This window comes from Micromonospora fulviviridis (genome assembly GCF_014648395.1).
GTDB classification, from domain to species: Bacteria; Actinomycetota; Actinomycetes; order Mycobacteriales; family Micromonosporaceae; genus Micromonospora; species Micromonospora fulviviridis.
Window position 1 is genome coordinate 92,851 of record NZ_BMRA01000013.1, and the last position, 16,415, is coordinate 109,265.

Annotated in this window: 16 protein-coding genes and 1 pseudogene; 12 read left to right on the plus strand and 5 right to left on the minus strand. The window is 71.7% G+C overall.

Features of this window, described 5'->3' with window-relative positions; all coding sequences use genetic code 11:
* Positions 1 to 471: 471 nt before the first annotated feature.
* The gene (locus IEY96_RS28310) at positions 472 to 1,440 is read left to right on the plus strand and encodes a C40 family peptidase (RefSeq protein ID WP_189197850.1); all 969 of its coding nucleotides are present in this window, start codon (positions 472 to 474) and stop codon (positions 1,438 to 1,440) included.
* A 71-nt stretch (positions 1,441 to 1,511) separates the two neighbouring features.
* On the opposite strand, the gene IEY96_RS28315 is transcribed toward IEY96_RS28310, so the two are convergent.
* From IEY96_RS28315 to IEY96_RS28325, 3 genes are all read right to left on the minus strand, one after another.
* Positions 1,512 to 2,501 carry a sigma-70 family RNA polymerase sigma factor gene (locus IEY96_RS28315; RefSeq protein ID WP_189197923.1) on the minus strand — a complete coding sequence of 330 codons (990 nt, stop codon included), beginning with the start codon at positions 2,499 to 2,501 and terminating at the stop codon, positions 1,512 to 1,514.
* A 460-nt stretch (positions 2,502 to 2,961) separates the two neighbouring features.
* Entirely contained in the window at positions 2,962 to 3,909 is a 948-nt protein-coding gene (gene murQ, locus IEY96_RS28320; RefSeq protein ID WP_189197851.1) for an N-acetylmuramic acid 6-phosphate etherase, read from the minus strand.
* Positions 3,906 to 4,820, minus strand: a complete 915-nt coding sequence (locus tag IEY96_RS28325; RefSeq protein WP_107075885.1) for a MurR/RpiR family transcriptional regulator — start codon at positions 4,818 to 4,820, stop codon at positions 3,906 to 3,908. Before IEY96_RS28325 ends, murQ begins: the two co-directional genes overlap by 4 nt.
* A gap of 311 nt (positions 4,821 to 5,131) precedes the next feature.
* Here IEY96_RS28325 and IEY96_RS28330 point away from each other — a divergent pair, with 311 nt between their 5' ends.
* On the plus strand, positions 5,132 to 5,821 hold the full coding sequence (locus IEY96_RS28330; RefSeq protein WP_189197852.1) for an SDR family NAD(P)-dependent oxidoreductase: 690 nt from the start codon (positions 5,132 to 5,134) through the stop codon (positions 5,819 to 5,821).
* Here the strand turns inward: IEY96_RS28330 and IEY96_RS28335 are convergent.
* The gene (locus IEY96_RS28335) at positions 5,806 to 6,537 is read right to left on the minus strand and encodes a dTMP kinase (protein WP_189197853.1); all 732 of its coding nucleotides are present in this window, start codon (positions 6,535 to 6,537) and stop codon (positions 5,806 to 5,808) included. The genes IEY96_RS28330 and IEY96_RS28335 overlap by 16 nt on opposite strands.
* An 83-nt stretch (positions 6,538 to 6,620) precedes the next feature.
* Here IEY96_RS28335 and IEY96_RS28340 point away from each other — a divergent pair, with 83 nt between their 5' ends.
* From IEY96_RS28340 to IEY96_RS28360, 5 genes and pseudogenes are all read left to right on the plus strand, one after another.
* Entirely contained in the window at positions 6,621 to 7,271 is a 651-nt protein-coding gene (locus tag IEY96_RS28340; protein ID WP_268247173.1) for a nucleotidyltransferase, read from the plus strand.
* Between the two features lie 56 nt (positions 7,272 to 7,327).
* Positions 7,328 to 7,537 (plus strand): hypothetical protein, encoded by a 210-nt coding sequence (locus IEY96_RS28345; RefSeq protein WP_229791949.1) that lies wholly within the window; start codon positions 7,328 to 7,330, stop codon positions 7,535 to 7,537.
* A 10-nt stretch (positions 7,538 to 7,547) separates the two neighbouring features.
* Positions 7,548 to 8,325, plus strand: a pseudogene (locus tag IEY96_RS28350) (metallophosphoesterase family protein).
* Positions 8,316 to 8,462, plus strand: coding sequence for a GPGG-motif small membrane protein (locus IEY96_RS28355; RefSeq protein ID WP_189197857.1), 147 nt, complete (start codon positions 8,316 to 8,318; stop codon positions 8,460 to 8,462). The pseudogene IEY96_RS28350 and the gene IEY96_RS28355 overlap by 10 nt, the downstream one beginning before the upstream one ends.
* A 146-nt stretch (positions 8,463 to 8,608) precedes the next feature.
* Positions 8,609 to 9,103, plus strand: coding sequence for a TspO/MBR family protein (locus tag IEY96_RS28360; RefSeq protein WP_189197858.1), 495 nt, complete (start codon positions 8,609 to 8,611; stop codon positions 9,101 to 9,103).
* A gap of 36 nt (positions 9,104 to 9,139) precedes the next feature.
* Here the strand turns inward: IEY96_RS28360 and IEY96_RS28365 are convergent, their stop codons facing one another.
* The gene (locus IEY96_RS28365) at positions 9,140 to 9,916 is read right to left on the minus strand and encodes a M23 family metallopeptidase (protein ID WP_189197859.1); all 777 of its coding nucleotides are present in this window, start codon (positions 9,914 to 9,916) and stop codon (positions 9,140 to 9,142) included.
* Positions 9,917 to 10,178: 262 nt separating this feature from the next.
* Here IEY96_RS28365 and IEY96_RS28370 point away from each other — a divergent pair, with 262 nt between their 5' ends.
* From IEY96_RS28370 to IEY96_RS28390, 5 genes are all read left to right on the plus strand, one after another.
* Positions 10,179 to 11,519 carry an ABC transporter substrate-binding protein gene (locus tag IEY96_RS28370; RefSeq protein ID WP_189197860.1) on the plus strand — a complete coding sequence of 447 codons (1,341 nt, stop codon included), beginning with the start codon at positions 10,179 to 10,181 and terminating at the stop codon, positions 11,517 to 11,519.
* Positions 11,520 to 11,590: 71 nt separating this feature from the next.
* Positions 11,591 to 12,637: a carbohydrate ABC transporter permease gene (locus tag IEY96_RS28375; protein WP_189197861.1), complete on the plus strand. Its 1,047-nt coding sequence runs from the start codon at positions 11,591 to 11,593 to the stop codon at positions 12,635 to 12,637.
* Between the two features lies 1 nt (position 12,638).
* Positions 12,639 to 13,598 (plus strand): carbohydrate ABC transporter permease, encoded by a 960-nt coding sequence (locus tag IEY96_RS28380; protein WP_189197862.1) that lies wholly within the window; start codon positions 12,639 to 12,641, stop codon positions 13,596 to 13,598.
* A 62-nt stretch (positions 13,599 to 13,660) separates the two neighbouring features.
* A complete protein-coding gene (locus IEY96_RS28385; protein ID WP_189197863.1) occupies positions 13,661 to 14,731 on the plus strand; it encodes a LacI family DNA-binding transcriptional regulator in 1,071 nt (356 codons plus the stop codon).
* Positions 14,732 to 14,766: 35 nt separating this feature from the next.
* Positions 14,767 to 16,410, plus strand: a complete 1,644-nt coding sequence (locus tag IEY96_RS28390; RefSeq protein WP_189197924.1) for a glycoside hydrolase family 13 protein — start codon at positions 14,767 to 14,769, stop codon at positions 16,408 to 16,410.
* The last annotated feature ends 5 nt before the right edge of the window (positions 16,411 to 16,415 follow it).

The window sequence follows — 16,415 nt, forward strand, 5'->3', positions numbered from 1 at the left end:
GGGCCTTCCTGCGGCGCGCCAGCCTTGCCGCGCGGCGGGATTCCCGAGCTCCGCGCTTCATTGTGTTGCGGCGACGCCACCCGGCCGGGCGGTTTACCTGGCCACGGGCCGGCGGCAGCTCGGGGGTCAGGCCGGAAAACAGGAGTGATTTCCGTCTTTGTCGTGACTTTGCGGCGCGTTGCCTGGCGACATCCGCCCAGAACGACGAATCGGGCCAGTGGCGCGATCCGCCCACCCGGCGTCGGCGCCACGACGGCCCGCCCGCGAACCGGTCACGAAGCGTCACGGGCACCGGCGGCACTTCCTGACACTTTGCCAACTTTCGCCCCTGCTTCAACTCCCCGTCACTCCGGTCACGGGTTAGGTTGGGCAGGCCGGTCCGGTCGACCGCCATCCACCAGGGTGGCCCCGGGCCGGTGTCGCCGGGTCGCCCGCCGCCCCGGCGAGGAGTCGGAGAGGAGCCTTCCGCTCTTGTCGTCCTTACGGATCCTGCTGCGCTCGCTGGCGGTGGCCGGCCTCTCGGCCGCGCTGCTCGCCCCGGGGTCGGTGGCTCGGGCCGAGCCCACCCCCGCCGAGCTGACGAAGCAGATCGAGAAGTCCTCGACTGAGCTGGAGCGAATCGTCGAGTCGTACAACAAGCTCAACGAAGAGATCAAGGCCAACAAGGCCACCGCGGCCACGTTGCAGGCCAAGATCGGCCCGTTGCAGGAGCAGGCCGAGCGGAGCCGCGCCGACGTGGGCGCCATCGCCGCCACGGCGTACAAGACCGGGGGCCTGCGCACCGCGCAGGCGCTGCTGGAGCCCGGCGGGCCCGCCACGCTGCCGGACCGGCTGGGCACCCTGGACCAGCTCACCCGTCAGCGGCAGCAGACCATCGCCGGGTTCACGGACACCCAGCGCCGGCTGATCGACCAGAAGACGCGGCTGGACGCCACGCTGGCCCGGGAGGCGGCGCAGGCCAAGCAGCTGGTCGCCGGCAAGAAGAAGATCGAGGCGGACCTGGCCCGCCTCTACGAGCTGCGCCGGAAGGCGTACGGCCGGGCCACCGAGGCACCCGCCCGGTCCAGCTCCGCCGGCAGCGCCCCGGCCATCTCCGGCTCTGCGGGCGTCGCCGTGCGCTACGCCTACGGCGCCATCGGCAAGCCGTACGTCTGGGGCGCGGACGGGCCGGACGGTTACGACTGCTCCGGGCTGACCCTGGCCGCCTGGCGGGCCGCCGGCAAGTCCCTGCCGCACAACGCGGCGATGCAGTGGGATGCCACCTCACGCATCAGCCGCAGCTCGCTGCAACCCGGCGACCTGGTGTTCTACTCCGGGCTCGGCCACGTCGCGCTCTACATCGGCGGCGGTCAGGTGATCGACGCGCCCAGCGCCGGCCGCAACGTGCTCAAGCGGGACATGAACATGATGACGATCGCGGGCTACGGCCGGGTGCGCTGACCCCCGACACGGCGAACGGCCGGCGTCCCCCTATCGGACGCCGGCCGTTCGTCTTGTCCATTACTACCAGCTCAGGCCGCCTGCAGCCCCTCGGCCCGGGCCAGCTCACGGAGCCGGCCGAGGGCCTGGATCTCCAGCTGGCGGATCCGCTCCCGGGAGAGCGAGAACCGCGAGGCGACCTCGGTCAGCGAGTGCTCGCGCCCGTCCTCCAGGCCGTAGCGGGCCCGCATGATGCCGGCCGAACGGTCGTCGAGGTGGTTGAGCAGACCCTCGATCCGCTGCCGCTCCAGGCCGGTGAGGACGATCTCCTCCGGCGACGGGGCGTCGCTGTCGGCGACCAGGTCGCCGAGGTTGGTGTCGCCGTCGTCGCCCACCGGGGTGTCCAGCGAGACGGTGTCCTGCGACCAGCGGCGCAGCTCGTTGACCCGCTCGACGGTGACGCCGAGCGCCGCCGCGATCTGCTCCGGCTCCGGGTCGCTGCCCAGCTCGCGGGTGAGCTGCCGGGCCACGTTGCGCATCCGGTTGACGTCCTCGACCAGGTGCACGGGCAGCCGCACCGTGCGCTCCTGCTGGGCGATCGCCCGGCTGATGGCCTGGCGGATCCACCACGTCGCGTAGGTGGAGAACTTGTAGCCGCGCTCGTAGTCGAACTTCTCGACCGCGCGGACCAGGCCGGTGTTGCCCTCCTGGATCAGGTCCAGCATGGGCATGCCCGAGCGCACGTAGCGGCGGGCGATCGAGACGACCAGCCGCAGGTTGGCGCGGATGAACAGGTCCTTCGCGCGCTCACCCTCGACGACCAGCCGCTCCAGGTCCTCCCGGTCGACGCCGTCGGGGACGCGGTCCTCGCCGAGCAGGTGCTCGGCGTACAGGCCGGCCTCGATGGCCTTGGAGAGGTCGACCTCCTTGGCGGCGTCCAGCAGCGGCGTCCGGGAGATCTCGTGCAGGTAGACGCCGACCAGGTCCCGCTCCTCGGCGACCTCGTCGGTACGCATGCCGATGTTCTTGTCCACGATTGCCACGGTCCCCTCGCTCGCGCCGGTTGCCCGGTTCCTTGCCATCCCCACGTTCATCAGCCCTCCCCGTAACCTCCGCTGTGCCCGTAGGTGCTGACACCTACACAACAGATGAGACGCGTCGGGGATTCCATGTCGTGAGTCGAAACTGTCACGAATGCCTGAGTAGTAGCTGAGAGCCCGGTCCATGTTTGCTGTCAGAACCCCTGCTCGGGTGGCCCGCGTACGCCCCCGTCGGAGGGCGTCGGAGCAGCGGCATCGTCGTCCACCCATGAAATCGCACCATTGCGAATTCCATGAACACAGCGACCCGCGTCACCGCGACATTGCGATCCTGGTCACTGCGAGATACGCGTCCGCCGACCGGTCGGTTCAGCCACGGGTGAGGATTACCCCACGCCTGGTGGAACAATCCGCAGCGCGCGGGACGTCCCCTCCCGCCACGTGATACGTGTCGCACCGGTCGTCCGGATGCGGCCGGGAGGGGATCCGGCGGGCGGAGTTGTCAGGAGGCGAGCAGGGCGAGCGCGCCGCGTACCTGGTCGGCGGAGCGGGCCAGGGCGGCCCGGGCGGCGGAGACCTCGGCCCCGGACACGAGGGAGACGAGGGCGGTCTTCAGGTCGCCGTCGGCCTCGTTGAGGGCGCTGCGGCAGACCTCCTCGGCGCAGCCGGTGGCCTCCATGAGGATCGAGATCATGCGGCCGCGCAGCTTCGCGTTGGTGGCCACCATGTCGATCATGAGGTTCGAGTAGACCCGGCCGAGGCGCACCATCACGGCCGTGGAGAACGTGTTGAGCACCAGCTTCTGCGCGGTGCCCGCCTTCATGCGGGTCGACCCGGTGACCACCTCGGGTCCGGTGTCCACCCCGATGAAGACATCCACCGACCCGGCGGCGGCGGCCTCCGGATTGGCGCAGAGCAGCACGGTCGCGGCCCCCTGCGCCCGGGACGCGGCGAGCGCCCCGAGGACGTACGGGGTGCGCCCGCTGGCGGCCAGCCCGACGACCAGGTCGCCGGGGCGTACGCACTCGGCGGCCTCGGCGGCGCCGCCGCGCTCGTCGTCCTCGGCGTCCTCGACGGCCCGCCACATGGCCTCGGGACCGCCGGCCAGGTGCGCGCAGAACCAGTGCCGCGGCGAGTTGAAGGTGGGCGCCAGCTCGGCGGCGTCCAGCACGCCGAGGCGGCCGGAGGTGCCGGCACCGAAGTAGTGCACCCGGTTCCCGCCGCGCAGCGCGGCGACGGCCAGGTCGACGGTCTCGGCGATCTCGTCGAGGACGGCGGCCACCGCTGCGGGCACCCGCCGGTCCGCCTCGTTGATGACGGTGAGCACGTCCCGGGTCGACATCAGGTCGAGGTCGAGGCTCTGCGGGTTGCGCCGCTCGGTGGGGGCGCCCACCCGGACCACGGGCCGTACCGGGGCCATCTCGTCCCGCTCCACCCGCCCTGCCGTCATGCCCGCCTCCGGCCGGCGCCCACCCGGTGGGACCGGACCGCCTCGGCGGTCGCCTCCAGAGCCTTCCTGGCCTTGGTCCGGTTCCGCGCGGCCACGCCGACGAAGAGGCAGTCGACCACGGTCAGCTGGGCCAGCCGGCTGGCCATCGCGCCGGAGCGGTAGGTGGTCTCCCGGGCCGCGGTGGTCAGCACGTGGTCGGCGACCTCGGTGATCGGCGAGCGGGGGAAGTTGGTCAGCGCGACCGTGGTGGCCCCCCGGGCGCGGGCCTGCTCGAGCACCTCGATGACGTCGGAGGTGGTGCCGGTGTGCGAGATGCCGACCGCGACGTCGCCGCGGCCGAGCAGGGCGGCCGAGGTGAGCGCGGTGTGCACGTCCGGGAAGTAGAAGGCGGTGCGGCCGATGCGGTGCAGCTTCTGCTGGAAGTCCGAGGCGACGAAGCCGCTGGCGCCGGCGCCGTAGACGTCGATCCGGCCGGCCGCGACGATCGCCTCGACCACCTGCTCGCAGACGGCGGGATCGAGCTGCTCGGCGGTCTCCTCGACCGCCCGCGCGTCGTTGAACGCGATGGTGGCGATGATCTGCGCGAGGTCGGCGCCGGGCGGGATGTCGCCGCCGACCACCCGGGCGTCCGGTGGCTCGACCCGGCGGGCGGCCTCGGCGGCGAGCCGGATGCGCAGCTGGGGGTAGCCGTCCATGCCGACCGACCGGCAGAACCGGATGACGGTGGCCTCGGATGTCTCGGCGGCGGTGGCGAGGTCGGTGATGGTGCGCCGGGCGGCGTCAGCCGGATCGGACACGACCAGCCGGGCCACCCGCTGCTCGGCCGGGGACAGCGAGGGGAGCAGGCCGCTGATGTGGACGATCAGTCCACCCGGCTCGTGACTCGCAGAAATCTTCGGACTCTTCGCCACGGATGAAACTTACTTTCATGAGGCGTGACCGTCAACCATGACGGCGCGTATCGGGAAAAGTACCGCCTTCCGCGCCCGCCCCCCGCGCCAAGGGTGCCATTCCCGCAGCCCCGCCGCCTCCTCCGCTGCGGTCGACTCCGCCCCGCCGGCCGACGGGCGGCTCGGCCGTCGCGCCCGCCGTACCGGCCGGACGGCCTTGCCGAGGTCACCGGTCGGCCGGCCCCCGCGCGCCGACCAACATCGACCAGCATCGACGGGGCTGGATCGGGGCCCGGTCACCGCCGGGCCGGCCGGGCGGTTAGCGTGTGCCCATGGCGGAGCGGACGGTGCTGGTGACCGGGGGCACGGGCGGGCTGGGCGGTGCGGTCACCGCCGCCTTCCTGAAGGCCGGCTGGCGGGTGGTCGTACCCGAACGGGAGGGTGGCGGGGCGACGGCGCCGGCCGCCGGGCCGGTCCGGGTGACGGCGGACCTGCTGGACCCCGCCGGGGCCGCGCGGGCGGTGGTCGTCGCCGCCGCCGAGCCGGCCGCGCCGCTGCGCGCCGTGGTCAACCTGGTCGGCGGTTACGCCAGCGGCGGGCTGGTGCACGAGACCCCGATCGAGGAGTTCGACCGGATGCTGCGGATCAACCTGCGCCCCACCTACCTGGTCACCCAGGCCGCGCTGCCGCACCTCGTGGCGGCCGGCGGCGGCGCGGTGGTCTGCGTGTCGGCGCGGGCCGCGGTGGCCCCGTTCCCCGGCGCGGCCGGCTACGCCACGGCCAAGGCGGCCGTGCAGGCCTTCGCCAACGCCGTCGCCGTGGAGTACCGGCAGCGCGGGGTGCGCTGCAACACCGTGCTGCCCAGCGTGATCGACACCCCGGCCAACCGGGCCGCCCAGCCGGATGCCGACCACCGGCGCTGGGTCCCGCCGGCCGAGATCGCCGCGGTGATCCGCTTCCTGGCCTCCGACGAGTCGGCGCCGACCAGCGGGGCCGGCATCCCGGTCTACGGGCGGGCCTGAGCCGGCACCGGTTCGCCCCGCCCCGCCCCGCCGGACGGCGGTCGGGTGTCGCCCGGGTCCGGGTCGGCCGGCGAGGGCGGGTCGCCGGGAAGCCACTCGGTCAGGTGCGCGCGGATCCGGCGGGAGACCTCCTCCGGGGTGCCGCTGCCGTCGACCACCACGAAGCCGCCGTACTCCGGCAGGGTCCGGTACGCGGTGGCCGCGGCGCTGAGCCACTGCATGCTCTCGTGGTCGGTGCCGCGCCGCTCGATCCGCCGGTACGCCTCGGCCGGGTCCACGGTGAGCAGGAAGGTGACCCGGGGCGGCGGGAAGACCCGGTAACCGGCCCGGGCCAGCCGCTCCCAGCGCTGCCCGCCGTGCGCGCGGATGCTGGCGTACTGGCAGGCGGACCAGCGGTCCATGACGGCCGTCCGGCCGGTCACCAGGCAGCTCAGCAGGGCGAGCGCGATGGCCAGCCAGCGGAGCACGGACTCCAGGGCGAGCAGTCCGTTGCGCCCCACGAGCCGCTGCGCGTCGGGCCGGCCGACGCGCTGGGCCAGCCGGCCGAGCCAGCGGCGGCCGCCGGCGTTGCGGTGGTAGGTGGCGGGGTGGCCCGCGGCGGTGAGCGCCTCGGCGAGCCGGTGGGCCTGAGTGGTCTTGCCCGAGCCGTCGATGCCGATCAGGGCGACGGCGCGCAGTCGGGCCCTGCCGCGCCGCACCCGCAGTGACCTGGCCACCCTGACGAGGCTATCCGACCCGCGCTCGCCTTCGGCGGTTTGTCCGCATCTGTCCCCAGCAGGTCAACGCGCGCCCGCAACAGGTGTGGCCGACCCGTACGCCGGGTACGCAACTTCATTCCCACCGCCACCTACGACGACGGGAGACCCAGATGGCCGAGCGCGGGGACGAGACCCTGGTGCACACGCTGAAGAAGGTCGCCGCCGTGCTCAAGCAGTCCGAGATCCCCTTCGCGCTGGGCGGCAGCTTCGCCGTGTACGCCCACGGCGGGCACTCCAGCGACCACGACGTGGACTTCCTGATCCGGCACGAGGACGTGGACCGGGCCCTGGAGGCGCTGGTGGAGGCCGGCTTCACGGCCGAGCGCCCGCCCGAGGACTGGCTGGTCAAGGTCTACGACGAGGGCCGGATGGTGGACCTGATCCACCGGCCGATCGAGACCCCGGTGACCGAGGAGACCTTCGCCGACACCATCGTGCGGCCGGTCGACGCCATCCACATGCCGGTGCTCTCGGCCAGCCAGCTCATGGTGCACAAGCTGCTCAGCTTCTCCCAGCACTACTGCGACTTCGCCCGGGCCCTGCCGCTCGCGCGCTCGCTGCGGGAACAGATCGACTGGGAACGGGTACGGAAGGAGACGCAGCACTCGCCGTACGCCGAGGCGTTCCTGGTGCTGCTCGACCGGCTGGACGTGCTGCCCGGCGGCGCGCCCGGAGGAAGGGAGACCTCGTGACCGAGCATCACGGCGGCGGGCCGCCCGACGAGTACGTCGAGGCGGAGATCCAGAGCATGTTGGCCGAGGACCCGGACGTCGCCGAGCAGGGCATCACCGTGGTGCGCCGCGAGCGCGGCCTGGTGCTCTACGGCGAGGTGGAGAGCCCGCACCGGCGGGAGGAGATCCTCCGCCGCGTGGCCGAGCGCTTCCCGGACCTCCCGATCACCAGCGACATCGGCGTGATCCGCACGCAGGCACCCACCCAGGTCGAGGAGCTGCCGTGAAGGAGGTTCGATGGTGATCCGCATCGCCGCCGTCGGCGACGTGCACCTGGACCAGGACGTGGTCGGCCGGTTCCGGCCCGCGCTCGAGGAACTGCCCGACTGCGCGGACGTGCTGCTGCTCGCCGGGGACCTGACCCGGCACGGCACCGAGTCCGAGGCGCGGTGTGTGGCGCAGGAGTTCGGCAACCTCGGCGTGCCGGTGGTCACCGTGCTCGGCAACCACGACCACCAGTGCGACCAGGTGCCGCAGGTGGTCAAGGTGCTGGAGGACGTCGGGATCACCGTGCTGGAGGGGACCGGGATCGTGCTGGAGTGCGCCGGCAGGCGGCTCGGCGTGGCCGGGGTGAAGGGCTTCGGCGGCGGGTTCGCCGGACGGTGCGCCAGCGACTTCGGCGAGCCGGAGATGAAGGCGTTCGTCCGGACCACCAACGAGAGCGCGGACGCCCTCGGCGCGGCGCTGCGCGGGCTGGACTGCGACCTCCTGGTCGCGCTCACCCACTACTCCCCCGTGCCGGACACCCTCGCCGGCGAGCCGCTGGAGATCTACCCGTTCCTCGGCTGCTACCAGCTCGGCCAGGCGATCGACTCGGCGCCCACCGCGCTGGCCCTGCACGGGCACGCACACCACGGCAGCGAACGGGGCACGACCCCGGGGGGCGTACGGGTCCGCAACGTCGCGCACCCGGTCATCAAGCAGGCGTACAGCATCTTCCACGTGGGTGATCATCTCGACTGAGAAGCAGGTTTCCAGGATCCGACGGACGGGTATCCAGCCGACATGGAGCTGATTCTCTGGATTCTCGCAGTCGTACTGGTGGTCGCCGGCATCCTCGCGCTCTTCCGCCGGCAGATCCTGTGGGGCATCGTCCTCATCATCGTCGGCCTGCTGGTCGGCCCGGGTGGCGTCAGCATCTTCAACAATTAGCCGGTCGACCCTTCCACCACACCTGACCCGCCGGGGTCGTCGGGTCCGGCAGCCCAGTCCTCCCAGACCGGGGCTCCGGATCCGGCGACCCCGGCGTCGCGCTGCGCGGGCCGGTTTGTCCACCGCGCGGCCGGGCATCTGATGGCATGACGATCTCGGGAACCATCCGGCGGGTCGGGCGCGGCCGGAGGTGGTGGGCCCTGCTGGGCTTCGGCGCCGCGGTGACCGTCGCGGCGGCCGTCGGCGCGCTCGGCGTGCGCAACACCCAGCAGGAGTACGCCGATCTCGCACAGCCGGCGTGGGCACCGCCGCCCTGGCTCTTCGGGCCGGTCTGGACCGTCCTCTACGCGCTCATCGCGGTGGCCGGCTGGTTGGTCTGGCAGCGGGCCGGCTGGGGGCCGGCGCTGGGCGCCTGGGTCACCCAACTGGTCCTGAACGCGCTCTGGACCCCGCTCTTCTTCGGCGCCGGCCGCTACGGGCTGGCGTTCGCCGAGATCGTGCTGATGTGGCTGGCCATCGGGGTCACCGTGGCGCTGTTCCGGCGGGTTTCCGGGCGGGCGGCCCTGCTGCTGCTGCCGTACTGGGCCTGGGTGACCTTCGCGGCCGCGCTCAACCTCGCCATCTGGCAGCTGAACCGGTGAGCGGCGCGGGGCGGTCCGCCCCGCGCCCACCCCGGGTCAGCAGCGCGGCACGCCGGGGATGTACCCGTCGTAGCCGGTGTAGACGTACGCGTCGGAGATGTACCGGCCGGAGCCGATCCGGTCCCAGATCGAGCTGGTGCCGTACGTGCCGGTGACCGAGGTGCCACTGGTCTGGCAGTAGATGGTGACGCTCGCGCCGTCGGCCACCGTGCCGACCGCGCTGTAGCCGGTGCCGGGGCCGGAGCGGACGGTCAGTGCCACGCCGGAGGTGGTGTTGACGGTGCCGGCGCCCGTGTTCGACCCGGCGCAGCCGTTGTCGCTGGTGTAGGTCTTGGTGCCCCAGTAGAGGGCGAGCGCCCCGTTGAACCGGACCTGGATGTCGTTGCCGCTGAGCCGCTGCTCGTAGTGCAGGTGCGGGCCGGTCGAGCCGCCGGTGCTGCCCACGTAGCCGATCACCCGGCCGTAGCCGACGACCTGCCCGACCGAGACGTTGAAGCTGCTCAGGTGGGCGTAGTAGGTGGTGTAGCCGTTGCCGTGGTCGATCCGGACGTACTTGCCGTAGCTGGTGCCGCCGAGGTCGGTGACCCGGTCGACGGTGCCGGGCGCGCTGGCCACCACCGGGTCGCCGAGGTCGTCCGTGCGGTTGAAGTCGATGGCGTAGGCCGGGCTGTGGTCGGACCGGGTCTGGCCGGACCAGGACTGGTTGCAGGGGAACGGAACCTTGAACGTCGGCGCGGCCATGGCCGGGGCCGCCGGCACCAGGGCCACGAGGACGGCCGCCACCGCCGCGAGGCTGAACCAGCGCTTGCGCATCCATTGCCTCCTATGTTGAAAGTTTTCGATCCGCTTCGGACAGCGTGGCAGAAAGTTCCATCGATGGGAAGAGGGGACACGGCGGCACCGTCAGCGGAGCGTGGGAGCGTGCCCACGGCCGGTGAGCGGGTTTCGGGATTGTTACCGGGCCGTGTCCGGCAGGGGGTGGACCGGACGCGATGCAAGCGCTTACATGTGGGGACGACCATCGGACCGGCGCGGGTTCGATTTCCCCCACGCGCCGGCAAGGAAGGAGATCGGCATGGCGTTTGCCAGATCGCGCCAGGCTCTCGCGATCGCCGGCGTTCTGGGGCTGGCGCTCGGCGCCACCGCCTGCGGTACCGGCAACGACAAGAAGAGCAGCAACGCGAGCAAGCCCGAGTGCGCCGCATACGAGAAGTACCAGGGCCACGACGGCAAGAAGGTCACGATCTACTCGTCGATCCGGGACATCGAGGCCGACCGCCTGGACCAGTCCTGGAAGCAGTTCGAGGACTGCACGGGCATCGACATCGACCACGAGGGCTCGGGCGAGTTCGAGGCCCAGCTCGGCGTCCGGGTGGACGGCGGCAACGCCCCCGACCTGGCCTTCATCCCGCAGCCGGGTCTGCTCAAGCGGTTCGTCGACTCGGGCAAGATCAAGGAGGTCGGCGCCGACACCAAGGCCATGGCCGAGCAGAACTTCACCCCCGACTGGCTGAAGTACAGCACCGTCAACAGCAAGCTCTACGGCGTGCCGCTCGGCTCCAACGTCAAGTCGTACGTGTGGTACTCGCCGAAGACCTTCAAGGAGAAGGGCTGGAGCGTTCCGACCACCTGGGACGAGCTCATCACCCTGAGCGACAAGATCGCGGCGAGCGGCACCAAGCCGTGGTGCGCGGGCATCGAGTCCGGTGACGCCACCGGCTGGCCGGCCACCGACTGGATCGAGGACGTGCTGCTGCGCACCCAGGGGGTGGAGGTCTACGACCAGTGGACCACCCACGGCATCCCGTTCAACGACCCGAAGGTCGCCGACGCGGTCGACAAGGCCGGCACCATCCTCAAGAACGAGAAGTACATGAACGGCGGCTTCGGCGGCGTGAAGAGCATCGCCACCACCTCCTTCCAGGAGGCCGGCACGCCGATCACCACCGGTAAGTGCGCCATGCACCGCCAGGCGTCCTTCTACGCCAACCAGTGGCCGGAGGGCACCAAGGTGGCCGAGGACGGCGACGTCTTCGCGTTCTACTTCCCGGCCGTCGACCCGGCCAAGGGCAAGCCGGTGCTGGGCGCCGGCGAGTTCGTCTCGGCCTTCGCCGACCGTCCCGAGGTCCAGGCGGTGCAGACCTACCTGGCCTCCGGCGAGTACGTCAACAGCCGCGCCAAGATCGGCGACTGGCTGTCGGCGAACAAGAAGCTCGACATCAACAACGTCCCGAACCCGGTGGACAAGCTCTCCGTCCAGATCCTCCAGGACCCGAAGACCGAGTTCCGGTTCGACGGCTCGGACCTGATGCCGGCCGCGGTCGGCGCGGGCACCTTCTGGAAGGGCATGGTCGACTGGATCAACGGCAAGGACACCACCACGGTGCTGAACGGCATCGAGGGCAGCTGGAAGTGATCTGAGGCGGTGGCCCGGTCCGCGACGCGGGCCGGGCCACCGCCCGCAACCGAACCCTTGAGGGAGGGTCGATGGAGTTCGACTTCGCGGCGGAACAGCCGAAGTTCCTCATGCTGATGTACGGGCTGATCGCTTTCGTCGCGGTGGTGGGTGGGCTGCTCCTGCTCCTCGACGTGGTGCCGGCCTGGTTCGCCCGCCGACGGGACGAGCGGCTGGTCGCCGCCGTGGCGAGCGGCGCGACCCTGCCCCGCTGGCGCAAGCCGCGGGAAGGCCTGATCGCGCTCTTCTTCCTGTTGCCGACCCTGCTGTTTCTCCTCGTCGGCCTGGTGGTGCCGGCGATCCGGACCACCCTCCTGTCGTTCATGGACAAGGACAGCAGCAACTGGGTGGGCCTGGCCAACTACAGCTGGCTGTTCTCCGAGGACTCGATCGTCCGGGTGCTGATCAACAGCCTGATCTGGGTGCTGCTGGTTCCGCTGGCGGCCACCGCGTTCGGCCTGATCTACGCCGTCCTCGTGGACAAGGCACGGTTCGAGGCGGTGGCCAAGTCCCTGATCTTCCTGCCGATGGCGATCTCGTTCGTCGGCGCCGCCATCATCTGGAAGTTCGTCTACGCCTACCGCGGCGACGGTGACCAGATCGGCCTGCTCAACCAGATCGTGGTCAGTCTGGGCGGGGAGCCGAAGCAGTGGCTGCTGGAGTCGCCGCTGAACACCTTCCTGCTCATCGTGATCATGGTGTGGATCCAGGCGGGCTTCGCCATGGTGGTGCTCTCCGCCGCCATCAAGGCCATCCCCGCGGACATCGTGGAGGCGGCCCGGCTCGACGGCGTCAGCCCCTGGCAGATGTTCTGGCAGATCACCATGCCGAGCATCCGGCCGGCGCTGATCGTCGTGGTGGTGACGCTCTCGATCGCCACGCTCAAGGTCTTCGACATCGTCCGGACCGCCACCAACGGCAACTACGACACCAACGTGATCGCCACCGAGATGTACAACCAGGCGTTCCGGTACCAGGAGAACGGGCAGGGCTCGGCGCTCGCGGTCTTCCTCTTCGTCCTGGTGATCCCGATCGTGATCTACCAGATCCGCAACCTGCGTCAGCAGCGGGAGGGCTGAGATGACCACCGCAACCCCCACCGTCCCGGCCGGCACCCAGGCCACCGGGCCGACCACCCGCGCCGCCCGGGTGCGGAAGCGGCTGAACAGCCGCACCGCCACGCTGGTCTCGATCGTGATCGCGCTGCTCTGGACGATCCCGACCTTCGGCCTCTTCATCTCCTCGTTCCGGCCCGAGGACCAGATCAAGACCACCGGCTGGTGGACGTTCTTCAGCGACCCGCAGTTCACGCTGGAGAACTACCAGGAGGTGCTCTTCAGCAGCTCCTCCTCGGGACAGCTCGCGAGCTACTTCATCAACTCGCTGGCCATCACCATCCCGTCGGTGCTCTTCCCGCTCGCCTTCGCCTCGCTGGCCGCGTACGCACTGGCGTGGATCAACTTCAAGGGGCGGGACTGGCTCTACATCGCGATCTTCTCGCTGCAGATCGTGCCGCTGCAGATGGCCCTCGTGCCGCTGCTGAAGTTCTTCTCCACCGGCGTCACCGTCGCCGGCGTACAGATCCTCCCGGCCTGGGACCTGGTGGACGAGCAGAAGTTCGCGCAGGTCTGGTTCGCGCACACCTGCTTCGCGCTCCCGTTCGCCGTGTTCCTGCTGCACAACTTCATCTCGCAGCTCCCGGGGGACCTGATGGAGGCGGCCCGGGTCGACGGGGCCACCCACCCGAAGATCTTCCGCACCATCGTCCTGCCCCTGATCACCCCGGCACTGGCCGCGTTCGGCATCTTCCAGTTCCTCTGGGTCTGGAACGACCTGCTGGTCGCGCTCATCTTCGCCGGGGGCGGCGACGAGACGGCCCCGCTGACCGTCCGGCTCGCCGAGCTGGCCGGCACCCGGGGCAACGAGTGGCAACGGCTGACGGCCGGCGCGTTCGTGTCGATCGTCGTACCGCTGATCGTGTTCCTGTCCCTCCAGCGCTTCTTCGTGCGGGGTCTGCTCGCCGGCAGCGTCAAGGGCTGATCCGCTGCTCCGCCGCCGCCGGTCCCCCGGCGGCGGCGGGCGCGGCTCGGAGCGGGGAACCAATGACGAAGATTGACGATGTCGCCCGGCTGGCCGGGGTCTCCACGGCCACCGTCTCCCGGGCGCTGCGCGGCCTGCCGACGGTCTCGGCCGCGACGCGGCGCCGGGTGCTCGCCGCCGCCGAGCAGCTCCAGTACGCGGTCTCGCCGAGCGCCTCCCGGCTGGCCGGCGGGAAGACCGGCACGGTGGCCGTGGTGGTACCCCGGATCACCCGCTGGTTCTTCGGCACCGTGGTCGAGGCGGTCGAGGACTACCTCCACCAGAACGGCTACGACCTGCTGCTCTACAACCTCGGCGGGCGGGAGCAGATCCGGCAGCGGGTGCTGCGCCCGGCCAGCCTGCACAAGCGGGTCGACGCGATCATCCTGGTCGCCACCCCGCTGCGCCCGTCCGACCTGACCGCGCTGACCAAGCTGGCCCTGCCCGGCGTGACCATCAGCTCCGGCAGCGGGGTGCCCGGCTGGCCCTGCGTCCGGATCGACGACGTGGCCGCGGCGCGGACCGCCACCCGGCACCTGCTCGACCTCGGCCACACCCGGATCGCGCACATCTCCGGCGACCCGGACGACGAGCTGGCCTTCACCACCCATCTCGACCGCCGGCGCGGCTACCAGGAGGCGCTGCGCGCGGCCGGGCTCCGGCCCGACCCGAGCCTGGACGTCGAGTCGCAGTTCACCGTCGACGGCGGCACCCGGGCCACCGCCGAGCTGCTGGCCCGGGGCGAACCGCCGACCGCGATCTTCGCCGCCTGCGACGAGATGGCCATGGGCGCCATGACCGCCCTGCGCGACGCGGGGCTGCGGGTGCCGCAGGACGTCAGCGTGATCGGCGTCGACGACCACGACCTGGCCGGGGTGCTCGGCCTGAGCACCATCGCCCAACCGGCCGCGGAGCAGGGTCTGCTGGCCGCCCGGATGCTGCTCGACCCGCTGGGCGGGCGCGCCGTCGAGCCGTACGCCGGGCTGGTGCCGGCGCAGCGCGGCCCGGAAACCGACCCGCGGTCACCGTCCTCCGTGATCCTGCCCACTCGCCTGGTGGTGCGCGAATCGACCGCGCCGCCCCGGGCAAACTGAAGAATTCGTCCCGTACGCACGACAGGGAGAAAGCGCTGAACACCGACGCGACGCAGGAGACCCCGGCCACCGGCTGGTGGACCGAGGCCGTCATCTACCAGATCTACCCGCGCTCGTTCGCCGACGCGAACGGCGACGGCATCGGCGACCTCCCCGGCATCACGGCCCGCCTCGACCACCTCAGCGAGCTGGGGGTCGACGCGATCTGGCTGTCGCCGTTCTACCCGTCCCCCCAGGCCGACGCCGGCTACGACGTGGCCGACTACCGGGACGTCGACCCGCTCTTCGGCACCCTCGGCGACGCCGACAAGATGATCGCCGAGGCGAAGGCGCGCGGCCTGCGGGTGATCGTCGACCTGGTGCCCAACCACACCTCGTCGGAGCACCGCTGGTTCCGGGCCGCGGTCGCGGCCGCGCCGGGCAGCCCGGAGCGGCAGCGGTACATCTTCCGCGACGGCAAGGGCCCGCAGGGCGCCGAGCCGCCGAACGACTGGACGAGCGTCTTCGGCGGGCCGGCCTGGACCCGGCTGCCGGACGGCCAGTGGTACCTGCACCTCTTCGACACCGGCCAGCCCGACCTCAACTGGGGCAACCCGGAGGTGCGCGCCGAGTTCCTGGACATCCTCCGGTTCTGGCTGGACCGGGGCGTCGACGGGTTCCGGGTGGACGTGGCGCACGGCCTCATCAAGCAGGCCGACCTGGCCGACTGGCAGGAGCCGCAGGAGATCCTCTCCGGTCAGGACGTGGACAAGCCGCGCCCGCCCATGTGGGACCAGGACGGCGTGCACGACATCTACCGGGAGTGGCGGCGGCTGCTCGACTCCTATGACGGGGAGCGGATCCTGGTCGCCGAGGCGTGGGTGGAGCCGGCCGAGCGGCTGGCCCGCTACGTGCGGCCGGACGAGATGCACCAGGCGTTCAACTTCGAGTACCTGCTCGCCGCCTGGACCGCCCCGGCCCAGTACGCGGTGATCACCCGCTCGCTGGAGGCCACCGACAGCGTCGGCGCACCGACCACCTGGGTGCTGTCGAACCACGACGTGGTCCGGCACGCCTCCCGGCTCGGGCTGGCCGTCGGCGGCGGCCGCCCGAACGGGATCGGTATCGGCGACCCGCAGCCCGACGCCGCGCTCGGCCTGCGCCGGGCCCGGGCGGCCAGCCTGCTGATGCTCGCCCTGCCCGGCTCCGCCTACCTCTACCAGGGCGAGGAGCTGGGGCTGCCGGAGCACACCACGCTGCCCGACGAGGCCCGGCAGGACCCGACCTGGGAGCGCAGCCTGCACACCCAGCGCGGCCGGGACGGCTGCCGGGTGCCGATCCCGTGGGAGGCCGACGCCCCGTCGTACGGCTTCGGGCCGACCGACGCGAGCTGGCTCCCGCAGCCGCCGGTCTGGGCCGAGTACGCGCTCGACCGGCAGCGCGGGGTCGACGGCTCGACCTACGAGCTGTACCGGACCGCGCTGCGGCTGCGCCGCGAGCACGGCCTGGCCCGGGGGCCGATGAGCTGGCTCACCTCGGGCGACGAGGTGCTCGCCCTCACCAACGGCGGGCTCACCGTACTCACCAACTTCGGCGCGGTACCGGTGCCGCTGCCGGCCGGCGCCGAGGTGCTGGCGTCGAGCGCCCCGCTGGAGGCCGACGCCGTCCCCACCGACGTGACTGTCTGGTACCGCGCCTGACAGCT

What these genes read in the sequence shown, in the direction of transcription:
- IEY96_RS28315 (WP_189197923.1), bottom strand. Translation starts at nt 2,501, where the DNA reads ATGGCAAGGAACCGGGCAACCGGCGCGAGCGAGGGGACCGTGGCAATC.
- murQ (WP_189197851.1), bottom strand. Translation starts at nt 3,909, where the DNA reads ATGACGGCAGGGCGGGTGGAGCGGGACGAGATGGCCCCGGTACGGCCC.
- IEY96_RS28330 (WP_189197852.1), top strand. Translation starts at nt 5,132, where the DNA reads ATGGCGGAGCGGACGGTGCTGGTGACCGGGGGCACGGGCGGGCTGGGC.
- IEY96_RS28345 (WP_229791949.1), top strand. Translation starts at nt 7,328, where the DNA reads ATGTTGGCCGAGGACCCGGACGTCGCCGAGCAGGGCATCACCGTGGTG.
- IEY96_RS28355 (WP_189197857.1), top strand. Translation starts at nt 8,316, where the DNA reads ATGGAGCTGATTCTCTGGATTCTCGCAGTCGTACTGGTGGTCGCCGGC.
- IEY96_RS28360 (WP_189197858.1), top strand. Translation starts at nt 8,609, where the DNA reads ATGACGATCTCGGGAACCATCCGGCGGGTCGGGCGCGGCCGGAGGTGG.
- IEY96_RS28365 (WP_189197859.1), bottom strand. Translation starts at nt 9,916, where the DNA reads ATGCGCAAGCGCTGGTTCAGCCTCGCGGCGGTGGCGGCCGTCCTCGTG.
- IEY96_RS28370 (WP_189197860.1), top strand. Translation starts at nt 10,179, where the DNA reads ATGGCGTTTGCCAGATCGCGCCAGGCTCTCGCGATCGCCGGCGTTCTG.
- IEY96_RS28375 (WP_189197861.1), top strand. Translation starts at nt 11,591, where the DNA reads ATGGAGTTCGACTTCGCGGCGGAACAGCCGAAGTTCCTCATGCTGATG.
- IEY96_RS28380 (WP_189197862.1), top strand. Translation starts at nt 12,639, where the DNA reads ATGACCACCGCAACCCCCACCGTCCCGGCCGGCACCCAGGCCACCGGG.
- IEY96_RS28385 (WP_189197863.1), top strand. Translation starts at nt 13,661, where the DNA reads ATGACGAAGATTGACGATGTCGCCCGGCTGGCCGGGGTCTCCACGGCC.